The sequence below is a fragment of the Aliivibrio salmonicida LFI1238 genome, from assembly GCF_000196495.1.
In the GTDB taxonomy this organism is placed as follows: Bacteria; Pseudomonadota; Gammaproteobacteria; order Enterobacterales; family Vibrionaceae; genus Aliivibrio; species Aliivibrio salmonicida.
Genome location: NC_011313.1, coordinates 765535 through 780755 on the forward strand (window position 1 = coordinate 765535; position 15221 = coordinate 780755).

Annotated in this window: 13 protein-coding genes and 2 pseudogenes; 13 read left to right on the forward strand and 2 right to left on the reverse strand. The window is 41.1% G+C overall.

Features of this window, described 5'->3' with window-relative positions:
* Positions 1-43 precede the first annotated feature (43 nt).
* The 6 genes and pseudogenes from VSAL_RS19660 (at position 44) to VSAL_RS19680 (ending at position 4396) form a co-directional block, all read left to right on the forward strand.
* Positions 44-934, forward strand: coding sequence for a peptidoglycan binding protein CsiV (locus tag VSAL_RS19660; protein WP_012552004.1), 891 nt, complete (start codon positions 44-46; stop codon positions 932-934).
* Positions 935-1129: 195 nt separating this feature from the next.
* Entirely contained in the window at positions 1130-1297 is a 168-nt protein-coding gene (gene tnpA / locus VSAL_RS23035; RefSeq protein ID WP_231850883.1) for an IS66 family insertion sequence element accessory protein TnpA, read from the forward strand.
* 45 nt (positions 1298-1342) lie between these two features.
* The gene (gene tnpB, locus VSAL_RS19665) at positions 1343-1690 is read left to right on the forward strand and encodes an IS66 family insertion sequence element accessory protein TnpB (protein ID WP_012548924.1); all 348 of its coding nucleotides are present in this window, start codon (positions 1343-1345) and stop codon (positions 1688-1690) included.
* Between the two features lie 71 nt (positions 1691-1761).
* Positions 1762-3247, forward strand: a pseudogene (locus VSAL_RS19670) (IS66-like element ISVsa2 family transposase).
* A gap of 27 nt (positions 3248-3274) precedes the next feature.
* Complete coding sequence (locus VSAL_RS19675) at positions 3275-3898, forward strand: thiol:disulfide interchange protein DsbA/DsbL (RefSeq protein WP_012552005.1); 624 nt, start codon at positions 3275-3277, stop codon at positions 3896-3898.
* Positions 3899-3922: 24 nt separating this feature from the next.
* Positions 3923-4396 (forward strand): FKBP-type peptidyl-prolyl cis-trans isomerase, encoded by a 474-nt coding sequence (locus VSAL_RS19680; RefSeq protein WP_012552006.1) that lies wholly within the window; start codon positions 3923-3925, stop codon positions 4394-4396.
* A 71-nt stretch (positions 4397-4467) separates the two neighbouring features.
* On the opposite strand, the gene VSAL_RS19685 is transcribed toward VSAL_RS19680, so the two are convergent.
* Entirely contained in the window at positions 4468-5133 is a 666-nt protein-coding gene (locus VSAL_RS19685) for a class I SAM-dependent methyltransferase (RefSeq protein ID WP_012552007.1), read from the reverse strand.
* A gap of 108 nt (positions 5134-5241) precedes the next feature.
* Here VSAL_RS19685 and hutC point away from each other — a divergent pair, with 108 nt between their 5' ends.
* From hutC to VSAL_RS19720, 7 genes and pseudogenes are all read left to right on the forward strand, one after another.
* Entirely contained in the window at positions 5242-5946 is a 705-nt protein-coding gene (hutC, locus tag VSAL_RS19690) for a histidine utilization repressor (RefSeq protein ID WP_012552008.1), read from the forward strand.
* Positions 5947-6118: 172 nt separating this feature from the next.
* Positions 6119-7342: an imidazolonepropionase gene (hutI, locus tag VSAL_RS19695; protein ID WP_012552009.1), complete on the forward strand. Its 1224-nt coding sequence runs from the start codon at positions 6119-6121 to the stop codon at positions 7340-7342.
* A gap of 8 nt (positions 7343-7350) precedes the next feature.
* Entirely contained in the window at positions 7351-8385 is a 1035-nt protein-coding gene (hutG, locus tag VSAL_RS19700; protein ID WP_012552010.1) for a formimidoylglutamase, read from the forward strand.
* A 33-nt stretch (positions 8386-8418) separates the two neighbouring features.
* On the forward strand, positions 8419-10113 hold the full coding sequence (gene hutU, locus VSAL_RS19705) for a urocanate hydratase (RefSeq protein WP_012552011.1): 1695 nt from the start codon (positions 8419-8421) through the stop codon (positions 10111-10113).
* 89 nt (positions 10114-10202) lie between these two features.
* On the forward strand, positions 10203-11735 hold the full coding sequence (hutH, locus tag VSAL_RS19710) for a histidine ammonia-lyase (protein WP_012552012.1): 1533 nt from the start codon (positions 10203-10205) through the stop codon (positions 11733-11735).
* 149 nt (positions 11736-11884) lie between these two features.
* A pseudogene (locus VSAL_RS19715) lies at positions 11885-13203 on the forward strand (MATE family efflux transporter).
* Between the two features lie 16 nt (positions 13204-13219).
* On the forward strand, positions 13220-13471 hold the full coding sequence (locus tag VSAL_RS19720; RefSeq protein ID WP_012552013.1) for a DUF2164 domain-containing protein: 252 nt from the start codon (positions 13220-13222) through the stop codon (positions 13469-13471).
* Positions 13472-13576: 105 nt separating this feature from the next.
* Here the strand turns inward: VSAL_RS19720 and VSAL_RS19725 are convergent, their stop codons facing one another.
* Positions 13577-14608 (reverse strand): hypothetical protein, encoded by a 1032-nt coding sequence (locus VSAL_RS19725; RefSeq protein ID WP_012552014.1) that lies wholly within the window; start codon positions 14606-14608, stop codon positions 13577-13579.
* Positions 14609-15221 lie beyond the last annotated feature (613 nt).

Sequence of the window (15221 nt, forward strand, 5' to 3'; positions counted from 1 at the left end):
CGGATCGCATGGCGTACAAAAAGCATTCTTCACTGGAGTATGAATGAAAAAAATAATTTACGCGTTGATTTTACTGGCAAGCTGGCCTTCATTTGCTCGCCAATTTGATGTTGAAGTCATCATTTTCAAGCGAAATGTAGAGCCATCGTCTTATCAAGAATCATGGCCTGATGTTTTAGACCCAATCAACTTAGAGCGCGCATTCTCATACCGCGATAGTGCTATGATGAGCCAAAATGGGGCTCGTCTATTGTCTTTATCTCAATATAAGTTAAATAATGTTTACACCAAACTGCAAAACCACGCAGGTTTTAAACCTCTGGTCCATGTGGCATGGCGACAAGGTGACCGTGGTTCATCTCGCTCTCCTATTTTCCATATTCAAGCTGGTCAAGATTTCTCAGACCGTTTTGTGGCGGATGGACGTACGATTGCAGATGCTAAGGCGGATTTAGCGTTAACCCCTTTAAACGCACCCGTTGCTATTGAAAAGAAAGTCGACACCTCAGAGACGGCTATTACTGAAACTGAAGTCACAGAGCCAGTAGCGGACACGTCAGGCTCACTTCTTGAGTTAGATGGCACAATGCAAGTTTATGTTCAACATTACTTGTATGTAAAAACAACGTTAGACTTAAAAGTCCCTGGTCAGCATGAATTTATCGTTAACACGCCAATCGAAGAAAAAGAAATCACTGACGTTGAAGTAAACGAAGACACAAACATTATCGATGAAAACTCATCACTAGCGATTAAAGAAGATCCAAACGCAGATGTTCAACTGGGTCATTTAGAGAGTGTTACCCCAGAAACTGAAGTAAAAGAATTTTTAAAGTCATACCGCATGAAAGAAAAGCGTCAAATGCGCAGTGGCGAAACACACTATATTGACCACCCTCTAATGGGAATGATCATTCAGGTACGTAAAGTGTAACTCGGTAAAACCTTTACAATAATTTACTCAATAGGACGACATTTGTTGTCCTATTTTATTTCTACTTATCTCAATTCATGCTATTTTCATTCGAAATAATTACCTATGAGAATTGTAAGCGTGCGGGGAACTACACCTAACAAATAAAATTCATTATGCGTATCTTACGATCTTTCATTTAACGAGAACGTAATTATGCAAAAAGATAAAAAGAGAACACCAGAGCAATGGCACGCTCTATTTGAATCTCAGCAATCTAGCAAGCTTAGTGCCGCTGAATTTTGTCGTAACCATAATATTCTGCCAAAGACATTTAGTGCACGTAAAGCACGATGGAAACAAAAGATTAACATTGCCAGCTAATACTGAACCTCACTGGATAGGACTCTTATTAAAAGGGTATCAATCATGAATGTATTTACTGATGTTTCCACCATTTATCTTCATCGTGATTTTGTCGATTTTCGCAAGGCCATTAATGGCCTTGTCGTGATTGTTGAGCAAGAAATGCAACTATCACCGTTTAGTGATGCTCTATTTATATTTTGCAATAAGCCTCGTGATAAACTCAAAATATTGTATTGGGATAAAACAGGATTCGCTTTATGGTACAAGCGATTAGATGAAGACCGCTTCAAATGGCCACGAAATATAAATAACGATACGTTAGCATTATCAGAGCAGCAACTGACACTGCTATTACAAGGTTTTGATATCTTAGGACATCAACCGGTACATTATCAAACAACCCTTTAAATAGTTGATTCTCAGTCAAGAATAGGAGGCAACCGATTGATTACCTGTATTATCGTTATATAGTCATCTACATGACTGATAAAATAAAACCACTTCCTGATACCATTGACGAGCTGAAAGCACTTGTGCTTCAGCTTGAAAATAAATATAACCGTCTTCTAGAGCAATTTCGGCTGGCTCAACATCAGCGCTTTGGTAAAAGCAGTGAATCTGACTCGACTCAATTTGATTTATTCAATGAAACAGAAGAAGAAATCATCATTGAAAATGATGACACACAAACGATTACCTACACTCGTCAAAAGCCAAAACGCCAACGCTTACCTGAAGACTTACCGCGTACTGTTATTATCCACGACATAAAAGATAAAACTTGTAAGTGTTGCGGTCTAGAGATGCATGCGATGGGTAAAGACATCAGTGAAAAGTTGGAATTTGTACCAGCTAAAGTGGAAGTTATTCAACATGTTCGTCCTAAATATGCTTGCCGAAATTGTGAAAAAACATACTTCAGTAGACATTAAACAGCCCCAATGCCAGCGTCACCAATCCCTAAAGGGATTGCGACCGCAAGTTTACTTGCTCAAATTATTACGGCTAAATTTCAATACAGTCTTCCACTTTATCGTCAAGAAACGTTATTTCAGCAATGGGGGTATCATTATTGGACGGCGAACGATGGCGGATTGGTTAATAAAATGCTCGGTACTATTTACCCCTCTTTATAACGAGTTACATCGTATTTTGCTTGAACAACCCACTCTGCATTGTGATGAAACAACGGTAAATGTGTTGGATGTTGAAAAAGCAAAATGTTATATGTGGGTCTACTGCTCTGGCTATGATTCTCCAGGCTCTGGTGTTTTGCCTGGAATTGTACTTTATGATTATCAATCTAGCAGGCATGGCTACCATCCAGTTAACTTTTTAAAAGGTTATAACGGGTATTTACATACCGATGGTTACCAAGGTTATGAACAAACTGAAGCGATTTTAGTTGGCTGTTGGGCACACGCACGTCGACGATTTATTGAGGCTCAACGTGTTCAAGTAAAAGGGAAAACAGGGAGTGCAGATTGGGTATTGAGTAAAATCCAAAAGCTATACCGGATCGAATCGTTATTAAAAGAGGCTTCCCCTGAAGCCAAGTATGTTGCTAGGCAGACAGAAGCCCGCGATTTACTTAAAGAGCTCCGTGATTGGCTTGATAGCGCAGTTAGTCGAGTATCACCTAAAACAAAATTAGGTGAGGCGATTAGCTATACATTAAATCAATGGGATAAATTAGTTCGTTATATTGATGATGGATTGTTATCTATTGATAACAATCGAGCAGAGCGAGCGGTTAAACCGTTTGTTATCGGCCGGAAAAACTGGTTATTTTCGGGTTCAACGGCTGGTGCAGATTCAAGTGCAATGCTTTACAGCATTGTAGAAACAGCAAAGGCAAACGGATTAATCCCTTACGATTATATTAGGTATTGTCTAGATCGTTTATGTGTTGGATCGCCAGATATCGATTCACTTTTACCTTGGAATGTAAAAGACAAGGTGTAGTTCCCCGCACGCTTACTGAGAATTCACATGAAATCTATCATTAAACCACTGCTACTTATCCTTTCTTCTGCACTTTTTTTAACCGCTTGTAGCGACAGTAATGAACCAAAAGAAGGCGTTCAATACGAAGTGCTTCCTGCTGAATTAGCGGGTGCAAATATGGCTCCAGTAACGGAAGTTTTCGCATTATCTTGTGGCCACTGCCGTAACATGGAAAATTTCTTGCCAGTAATTAGCCAAGAAGCCGGTACTGACATTGATAAAATGCACATTACCTTTAACCAATCAGCGCATGTAGCAGCAATGTTCTACTACGCGGCAGACATGCAAGTTGAAGGCACACCAGATCACGCATTCATGGAAGACTTATTTGCAGCAACGCAAATGGGTGAAGGTACAACGCTAACTCAACAACAAGAAGCGTACTCGAAAGCATTCACCTCTCGTGGCCTAACAAGTCCTTACGATTTTAATGACGAGCAACGTGATATTCTTATCCAAAAAGTAGATAATGCAAAAATGCTGTCTGAACAATCAGGTATCAGTTCAGTTCCAACTTTTGTGGTTAACGGCAAATACAACGTGTTAATTGGTGGTCATGACGATCCTAAGAAAATCGCTGAAACTATCCGTTACCTACTAGAAAAGTAATTTATTTAAACATAAGGAAATAACGTGTCTAAAATCATCATCACTATTGCGCTTATCGTACTTGGTTATATGCTGTTTCAACGTTTTGCAAGCAACCCAAAACTTGCCCAAGAAAACATCAAAATTGGTGAAGCGTTTTTAGCTGAAAATGCCACTAAAGAGGGCGTGAAGACGACAGAATCTGGACTTCAATACCTAGTACTTGAAGAAGGTACGGGCACTGAGCACCCTACAGCAAAAAGCAAAGTAAAAGTGCATTACCACGGTACAACAATTGACGGTAATGTATTTGATAGCTCAGTAGAGCGTGGTGAGCCAATTGAATTTGGCTTAGGACAAGTAATCAAAGGTTGGACGGAAGGTGTTCAATTGATGGTTGTTGGCCAAAAGATGCGCTTCTTTATCCCAAGTAACTTAGCTTATGGTAATCGCTCTGCAGGCTCTATCCAGCCGGGGTCAGTTCTGATTTTTGAAGTGGAATTATTAGATTTTAAATAATCATTTCTAAGCTGAAATTATACAATGGCTAATCCTTTGATTAGCCATTTTTATATCTAAGCCATCTAAATTTACTTACGCATGACTATCGTGAAGTCCTCATCGGCATAACCCGTAATTAACTGACTGTTTGGGCATAAACTTAAACAGTAATTAAACACTTGCTTAGGATCATGAGCTTCTAATAACCGACTTTTTTTAAAGTATTTGCTATCTAACAAGTTAAAAATGGCAGCCTCTTCCGCTTTTTCATACATATCGCGTATAACTTTAGCGTGATAGGTTTTGTTTCTCGCACGATAATTTAACGAACCACTCGCCACAACAATATCGGCTACCGGTAATTTTTTAGAAGAAAAATCCCCTTTAATAAATTCACAATTATCTTGTTGCTCAAACTGTTTCTTAGCTTGTTTAATAAAACTTGATTGTTGATCAACCCCAACATACGACTTAACACAGCAACTCATGTCTAAAAAGGTTTTAAGATCACCATAGCCACAACCTAAATCGAGTACGCGCTTATTCTCAAAGCTCAATGCATTCGCTATCGTTTTAAAACGCAAAAACTGAGACTCAGTTGAATTCCAACCTAAACTCCTCGCATGATCACCTGAAAATTGCTTTTGTCTTTCATCATGAAAAAAGCGAATCGTCAGTCTATCTAATAAATGCACGTTGTTACCTGCTCTGTCTTTATTTTCAGAGAGTGTACTCTTCCCGGCTTTGCTTTTCACCCGCTTAACGTTACCTACACCGTATAAATTAAGAATGAATGATTATTTTCTTGTAAGTCGTTTCAAAACCTGCTTTTATTTGTATAGTCAATTTAATAAGTGAACCTGATGAACCAACTTCCTCGGTACCAACAGATCAAACAATACTTGAATGAAAAAATTCAAACCAGAGACTGGCCTGTCGGTTTTAAAATACCGACAGAGATCGAATTGGCCGATGAATTTTCAGTCAGTCGTATGACAGCAAATAAAGCGATAAAAGAATTAGTTACAGAGGGCTTATTACAACGTACTCCTCGTTTAGGCACATTTGTTTGCCATAAAAAAGCCGAATCACCGTTAATGGAGATCCGTAATATAGCGACAGAAATCCGTAATCGAGGTCATCATTACACCAATAAAATCATTGTTCAGCAATCAATTGAAGCCAATGGTGACATCGCGCTTCAAATTGGTGTTAGAAACAATACCATTGTTTACTTTACCCAAATCGTTCATTACGAGAATAATCGACCAATTCAAATTGAAGAGCGTTGGGTGAATCCAAACTTTGCACCAAGCTATATAGAACAAGACTTTACTAAACAAACACCTAACGAGTATTTAGTCCAAACTTGCCCTTTAAGCGACATTGAGCATTCTGTTGAAGCTATCATTGCTTCTCCTCATATTGTTGAGTTACTAGACATGGATGCTTATACCCCTTGTTTATTACTTAACCGCAGAACGTGGAGCGAACATAACCTTATTAGCGTCGCTCTTTTGTACCATCCCGGAGACAGATACAAGTTAACCTCTCGTACTAAAGTATAAAAAACTCGAAGATACTGACCGGAGTATCTTCTCAAATTTAGATCTAAAATGGTCAATAATTGCTCTTTTGATCACAATTCCATTACAACCCATCTTGCCTTATCGATTAAAAACGTCTATTTATTTGTATATACATATTAACTTATCCGTTAATTTACATAGGCAGATACTCATGGATAGAATTTTTACGAATCTTAACCTAGTCACAATGAAGACAGATCTGTCTACGCCAAATGATGGCTATCAAATTATCCAAGATGCAATGATAGGCGTGACGAATGGAAAAGTTGAATACGTTGGACACTCCTGCCCCGAGATATTTCACGGTCATCCTGATGTTATTGATTGTGGTAATGCTTTAGTCACTCCGGGTTTCATTGATTGCCACACTCACCTTATCTTTGCCGGTAATCGAGCGAATGAATTTGAACAACGCTTACAAGGTGTTCCTTACCAAGACATCGCACGGCAAGGTGGCGGTATTTTATCCACCGTCAACGCGACTCGACAGGCCAGTGAAGATGAATTGTACCATTTGGCCGTTCAACGCTTAGAAGGACTTAAACGTGACGGCGTCACTACTGTCGAAATTAAATCGGGTTATGGCTTAACACTTTATGATGAGCTAAAAATGCTCCGAGTCGCCAAACGTATTGCTAAATTACCAGATATGAAAGTCTCCTCTACCTTATTGGCAGCGCACGCTCTTCCTCCTGAATACAAAGACAAGCCTGACGATTACATCACCTTAATTTGTGACTCAATCATTCCTACGGTAGCCGAACAAAAGTTAGCGGATCACGTTGATGTATTTTGTGAAGGGATTGGATTTTCTGTAGAACAATGCCAACGTGTTTTCGATGCTGCGTTAACACATGAATTAGGCATAAAAGGACACACTGAACAGTTATCAAACCTAGGTGGCAGCGCCTTAGCCGCCTCAATGGGCGCAGACTCGGTTGATCATATTGAATACCTTGATGAAGATGGGGTTAAGTCTTTAGCTAAACATAATACCGTTGCCACGCTTCTTCCCGGTGCATTTTACTTTTTGCGAGAAACACAACTGCCACCCATCGACTTATTACGTAAACACCATGTGCCAATGGCGATTTCGACAGACTTTAACCCCGGCACGTCTCCAATCGCCTCTTTACGGATGATGATGAACATGGCTTGCACCTTGTTCAGATTAACCCCAGAAGAAGCTCTGCGCGGTGTTACCTGCAATGCAGCTCAAGCCCTTGGCTTACAAAGCTCTCGTGGACAAATCTCTGTCGGCATGGAGGCTGACTTTGCATTGTGGCAATTGGATTCACCCGCCGAGCTCTCTTATCGCTTAGGCGTTCCTGATCTTATTGCCAGAGTGGTTGATGGTGATGTTTTTTATAATTAAGGGAAGTCATGAAAGATAATCATACGATTGATATGTCCGTTTGGCACGGCAGAGTTGATTCCGAAGATGGCGAACTCGGTTTACGTTGGCATCAAAAAATAACCCCTTTAACTCACTCATCTCACAATGGGATCACTCTTATTGGCTTTGCGTGTGACGAAGGTGTTTCTCGCAACAAAGGTCGTGTTGGTGCTTATTTTGCACCGCAAGCGATCCGCCGTGCATTAGCGAATCTCGCTTGGCACCATCAAGACTCTGTTTTTGATGGCGGTGACGTATATTGTGATGACGACAATCTTGAGTTAGCGCAGCAACAACTTGGTGACTCGGTTGAACACGCCCTGTCCAATCAACAGCAAGTCATTGTTTTTGGTGGTGGTCATGAAGTGGCATGGGGATCATTCCAAGGGCTTGCGCGTTATTTAAAACAAAAGAGAACGCCTGAAGAGGATAAACCACCGCGCATTGGGATCATTAATTTTGATGCCCATTTTGATCTAAGAAATCCGCCAGCATCGAATGACAAGTCAGATCAATTATCGCATCAACGTATTGGTAGCTCTGGTACTCCCTTTCATCAAATCGCTCAATATTGTGACGCTAACGATTGGCCATTTAATTATGCCTGTTTAGGGCTAAATCGTGGCAGTAATACACAAGCCCTTTATCAAAAAGCAGACGAGCTTGGTGTGCTTTATTTTGATGATACCGAATTAACCCATTCTAATTTATCTCATGTTAAGCAGGTGTTAACTGACTTTATCGCGAACAACGATTACCTCTACCTCACTATCGACATTGATGTTTTTCCTGCCTCAATCGCCCCAGGGGTTAGTGCGCCGGCGGTGAGAGGTTTGCCATTCGAGATTATAGAATCGCTTATTGTCGATATTTTATCGGCTTCAACTCATAAAGGTCGATCTAAATTACGTTTGGCTGAACTCGCCGAATACAACCCAAACTTTGACATTGATAATCAAACCGCACGCTTAGCCGCAAGGTTAGCTTGGACTATCGCCCGTGGCATGAAAACCAACAAATAATGGCCTCGGCCTATCACAGCAAGGAGAGCAATAATGACACACACCTCATCGTCTAATCCTCGACTAGATGAATCTCGGACTATTATCGCGCCAACAGGCACTGCATTAACGGCGAAATCTTGGTTAACCGAAGCCCCACTTCGTATGTTAATGAATAACTTACATCCAGACGTCGCTGAACACCCTCATGCGTTAGTGGTATATGGTGGTATTGGTCGTGCAGCACGAAATTGGCAATGTTACGACAAGATTGTAGAAGTGCTAACCCGCCTTGAAGACGATGAAACCTTGCTAGTGCAATCAGGAAAACCTGTCGGTGTATTTAAAACCCACACCAATGCGCCGCGTGTCCTCATTGCAAATTCAAATATTGTGCCTCACTGGGCAAATTGGGAGCATTTTAACGAGCTCGATAAACAAGGCTTGATGATGTATGGCCAAATGACGGCTGGCAGTTGGATCTACATTGGATCTCAAGGCATTGTTCAAGGCACTTACGAAACGTTTGTTGCTATGGCTCGTCAGCACTTTGATGGTAAAGCCGCAGGTCGATGGGTATTAACTGGCGGCCTTGGTGGTATGGGTGGCGCGCAACCTCTCGCAGCAACCATGGCTGGGTTTTCAATGCTTGCTGTTGAGTGTGATGAATCACGTATCGATTATCGCTTACGCACAGGTTATGTGGATCGCAAAGCCACCACATTAGACGAAGCATTGGCAATAATAGAAGAATCAAAACAGTCTGGTACACCCGTGTCTGTTGGCTTATTAGGTAATGCCGCCGATGTGTATGCCGATATCGTTCAACGCGGTATTGTGCCGGATATTACCACCGACCAAACGTCCGCTCATGATCCCCTCAATGGCTACTTACCGCAAGGTTGGTCAATGGAACAGGCGGCAGAAATGCGCTTAAAAGACGAACCTGCAGTCGTTATCGCAGCTAAAAAGTCCATGGCGATTCAAGTCCAAGCTATGCTTGATTTACAGAAATCAGGATCAGCAACGGTAGATTATGGTAACAACATTCGTCAAATGGCATTAGAAGAAGGCGTGGCTAATGCGTTTGATTTCCCAGGATTTGTGCCTGCTTATATTCGTCCGCTTTTTTGTGAAGGCATCGGGCCTTTCCGTTGGGCGGCACTTTCTGGCGATCCAGAAGACATCTACAAAACCGATCAAAAAGTAAAAGAACTTATTCCTGACAATCCGCATTTGCACAATTGGCTTGATATGGCGCGTGAACGTATCCAGTTCCAAGGATTACCGGCTCGTATTTGTTGGGTTGGCTTAAAAGATCGTGCTCGTCTCGGTAAAGCTTTCAACGAAATGGTAAAAAATGGAGAATTAAAAGCACCGATTGTCATTGGTCGAGATCATCTTGACTCAGGTTCTGTTGCCAGTCCAAACCGTGAAACAGAAGGTATGATGGATGGCTCTGATGCCGTATCCGATTGGCCACTGCTAAACGCCCTACTTAACACCGCATCGGGTGCGACTTGGGTATCGCTTCATCATGGTGGTGGCGTTGGCATGGGATTCTCTCAACATTCAGGCATGGTTATTGTTTGTGATGGTACCGATGACGCAGCAGAACGAGTTGGCCGAGTCCTACATAATGACCCAGCAACAGGGGTTATGCGCCATGCGGATGCGGGTTATGACATCGCAATCAATTGTGCTAAAGAACAAAACTTAGATTTACCAATGCTATCTGAACCAAAATAAGTAGCAATAAACCCTACATTAAAAATAATTATAAAGAATACCAACCTAGCTGCACGAGTTGGTATCACAACCATAACGAGAAACGAACTATGTATTCATTAGAAATTATTCCAGGCAAGTTATCTCTAAAACAGTTACGTGAAGTTAGCCGTCACCCTACTCAACTTTCACTTCATCCAGACGCTTTACCCGATATGATCACCAGTGCCGAGGTGGTGGCTCAAGTGATCCGAGACGGTAAAACCGTTTATGGCATTAATACCGGGTTTGGGTTGCTCGCCAATACCTGTATTGCAGAAGAAGATCTAGAAACACTGCAACGCAGTATTGTTCTGTCGCATGCTGCGGGTATTGGTCAATTCATGGACGACGCAACCGTTCGGTTAATGATTGTCCTAAAAGTAAACAGCCTTTCTCGCGGATACTCAGGCATTCGTCCACTGGTAGTAAACGCATTAATTCAATTAGTTAACTCTGAGGTGTATCCCTGCATTCCTAAAAAGGGGTCTGTTGGTGCCTCTGGCGATCTTGCTCCTTTAGCTCACATGAGTACCGTTTTATTGGGCGAAGGTGAAGCCCGTTATAAAGGCGAAGTGATTTCAGGTCAAAGAGCCTTAGAAATCGCAAAGTTAGATCCAATAACACTCGCACCAAAAGAAGGATTAGCGCTACTGAACGGAACTCAAGCCTCTACTGCATTTGCTCTAGAAGGTTTATTCGCTGCCGAAGATTTATATGCTGCCGCAACGGTCTGTGGTGCAATGACGGTTGAAGCCGCATTAGGCAGCCGTAAACCGTTTGACTCAAGAATTCATCGTGTTCGTGGGCATCGTAGTCAAATGGACGCCGCATTAGGCTATCGTCATTTATTAGCACAAAACAGTGAAATAGGCTTATCACACCAATGCTGTGAACGAGTACAAGATCCCTATTCACTGCGTTGTCAGCCTCAAGTGATGGGCGCGTGTTTACAACAGATCAGAAACTCTGCCGATACATTAGAGATAGAATCAAACTCCGTATCGGACAATCCTTTAGTATTCGCAGAAGATGGCGATATTATCTCTGGCGGTAACTTTCATGCAGAGCCTATCGCAATGGCTGCGGATAATCTAGCGTTAGCCATTGCAGAAATTGGCAGTTTGTCTGAACGTCGAATGGCACTGCTTATTGACAGTGGATTAAGTAAATTACCGCCATTTTTAGTGGATAACGGCGGAGTAAACTCAGGTTTTATGATCGCGCAAGTCACCGCAGCGGCATTAGCCAGTGAAAACAAAAGTCTTGCTCACCCTGCTTCTGTTGATAGTTTACCAACGTCTGCAAACCAAGAAGATCACGTATCAATGGCAACCTTTGCAGCCCGTCGTTTAGGGGATATGGCCGAAAATACACGCGGGATATTAGCCGTCGAACTGCTCGCTTCGGCTCAAGGGTTAGATTTCAGAGCTCCAAACAAAAGCTCAGAAAAAATAGAACAAGCAAAAGCTATGCTGCGTGAACGTGTCGATTTTTATGACAAAGACCGTTATTTCGCACCAGACATTGCCAAAGCAAACGCCCTATTGCTAGAGGCGACATACAATCAACTAATGCCTGAATCATTATTGCCAAGTATTTGATTTTATAAATAACAGATAAACTTAGCCCTTATTTAAACCGAAGTCGATTCGCTAATAAGGGCTTTTTTCTACTATCTTATTTTTGAATTTGTGTCTTGCTCTATAATCAGTACAATGACCAATCAATACTTACTGAGCACCTCATAACCATGCCAACCCCTTCTCTTTCAAAACAGCTTTTTCAAATGACATGGCCAATGATGTTTGGTGTACTTTCCTTAATGAGTTTTCAATTAGTCGACAGTGCCTTCATTGGACAACTAGGTATTCTTCCTCTTGCTGCTCAAGGGTTTACCATGCCATTACAAATGGTGATTATTGGTCTGCAAGTTGGGTTAGGCATAGCAACGACAGCCGTTATTGCCCGAGTTCTTGGCGCCCAACAACCTCAAAAAGCAAAACAATTAGGTGGATTAGTCATAATTCTGGGTGCCGTAATGGTATTCACTATGTGCTTGGTTATTTGGTTTTCTCGTGGGCCTATTCTCTCGTTGCTTGGAGCACAAGCCGATGTTTTCCCCGTTATTGATAGCTACTGGCCGGTTTGGTTAGCAAGCTGTTGGACAGGCGCCATGATTTACTTTGCTTACAGTGTGTGTAGAGCAAATGGAGACACCAAGTTACCCGGTTTAATGATGGTAATTACCAGTATATTAAACATGATTTTAGACCCTATTTTTATTTTTCATTTTGATCTTGGGTTAAACGGCGCGGCGTGGGCAACGATCCTTTCTTTCAGTATTGGCTTTTGTATTATTCTTCCTTCTATTTTCAAACGTCATTGGATTTCTTTTTCTTGGCATGATCTGCCAATCGCTCAATCGCTCAATCGATTAAAGAATTGAATGCTGTTATGTCACCCGCGATGATGAGCCAATTATTGCCACCACTCTCTTCACTGATGGCGACTAAAATCATTGCAGGATTTGGCGCAGCGGCGGTTGCTGGTTGGGCAATGGCTTCTCGTATCGAATTTTTTGCTATTGTTGTTGTACTTGCGTTAACCATGTCGATTCCACCAATGGTCGGAAAGATGCTAGGCGCTAAACAGTTCGATGATATTCAAAAGCTGATCCGTATTGCCGCTAAGTTTGTATTAACGTGGCAGATCGGCCTTGCTATCTTGTTATTCATAGTAGCCAAGCCGTTAGCAAACCTATTAAGCACCGACAGTAATGTCATCAGCGTTATTCAGGCCTATCTTATGTGGGTTCCGATCAGCCTCAGCTCTTTAGGTATCTGTATGTTGATGGTGTCTGTTTGTAATGCGCTTGGGGTTTCAATGAGAGCGTTAACCATTTCTATACTGCGACTTTTTGCCTGTTTCTTACCGATGATATGGCTAGGTTCAACCTTGTTTGGTTTGCATGGTGTATTCATGGGTGCATTAGTGGGTAATACGATGGCAGGAATAATGGCGTGGATAATGTACAATAAAGCCGTTCATAACCTTCAAAAGAAAACATAACCGCTAAGGACAGAGAATGACCACCATTACGATACCAAAAAATAAACGAGATGAATTAATTCACAAATTTCAAGGCTATTTTGAACAAGAACTCGATATGGAATTAGGTCAGTTTGATGGTGAGTTTTTGTTAGATTTTATTATCAAACAAACTGGCCCTGTGTTTTATAATCAAGGCTTAGCGGATGCTCAAACAATTATCGAGCGTAAAACACAAGATATTGCTGATGAAATATACGAAATAGAGATGGCAGAAGAGTTAAATTAATTCAGAATAAAACAGAAGCAGTAAAGATTGAGTCTTGAGTCATAAAACTATAAGGGCACCACCAAATACAATGGTACCCATCATTATTGAAATCGCAGTGGAAACCTAGATCAGCTGCTTAAGTTTACGCTCTACCAAAGGATCATCTGGAACCAATTTCAAAGCCATTTCTAACAGTTGAATTGCATCCTGTGGATGTTCATCCTGATGTTTAAGCGCAATATCGATAAGAGGCTGGACATCCAATTGTGCCTGATGTTCCTGCACATGTGCTTCCTTCTCATCGATAAGAATATTATGTGCCTTACTCAACAATCCCAAACGATGCTCAGAGCTAGAGTTCGCCTTATTAAGCCTTTGATAATAATCTTCTTTAAAACGTAATGTCTTCGTTTGTTGGCGAAATTGGGCAATATCAATTTTCTGGTGACGAATGAAATCCACGGCAACTTGTTTGTAAAAACCAAACTTATTCAAATACGTACTGTGGGTACCATGACCCATGCCAAAGACCCTTAGATGAGTCAGTTCAGGATAACGTTTGGCGTGTAAGCGATCGATTCTATTTGTTGGGTCATAAATAATGTAGCCTTTTGCTTTACCCAAATTAAGATCGTGATAATCCCCTAACCAATCAAACTTCTGTGCTAACTCAGTACTTGATCTGTCATCCCAAGGCGCAATCTCTTGATTTTTAGTACTAACAGGATGGAAAAACAACACTTGATCAAGTTCTAGTAAGTTTGCAAAAGCACCAACAGCAAAACCACCACGACTCAATCCGTATCCTAAACGATACGTAAAGGGGTCAAGTAAAGTGGTTAATTGTTCGAGAAAGAAGATTAAATTGCGGTTGCGGAACCAATTACTTTTTCCCAAGTGCTGGAAAGATATGATGTTAACCTGCTGTTTTTGCGCTAAATGGTAACCCCAAGGGGCAAAATCAGCATTGATATCTTGTTCCTGAACATTGGTCCCTGCAGGAGAAAAGGTGAACAGTAATGGCTTATCCAAATCAACAAACTCATACTTAACAAAAACATCATCAAGTAAGTCGCCCCCAGACATCGGTAGTTGCGCTTGTTGCTCTGAACGTGAGTGAGTTAACCACTCGTCTAACCAATACAATAATTTCATTTAACCCTCCTTCTAAAAACAAGCGCGTGATTGTATCAAAGATGGCGGCCGAACAAAAATGCGGTTCTAAGACGGATTATTTACATTGGAATCATTTCTGTACACAAGTTAAACAACCGTACAAATCCCTTCGTTAAGAACTGAACGTCGTCATGATTACAAAAAGTAAAGACACTTCAGCCAATCTCTTGTCCTTTTAAACGCTTATAACAATGAACGGTACATTCTCCCTCATTACGTATTTATACTGGTTTAGGGGTAATTTCTTCTTTCTCACCTCAAACGAATGAAAAGCTCAGCCTGTTTAATTTCCTTTACAGTAAGTCATTCAATAACTACTATCATAAGAAAAACGTCTTCATAATCCTGCCGTATTTTCATGTAAACCTCTCATCCAAATAATAAGGTTTTCAATAGTCGATAACTCGCTAGAAAAGCATTTATTTCACGATTTATGATATTCACTTCCAATGTATTTACCCTGCTCATACAAAAAAATTATTGGATTTCACTTTCTTTCCTACATATGAATAAAAACTTTCCAACTTTACACCGAAAACCAAGAAATTTGTTTCAACAATAAGACCACCAAGGATAAATTAATCAAAATCGT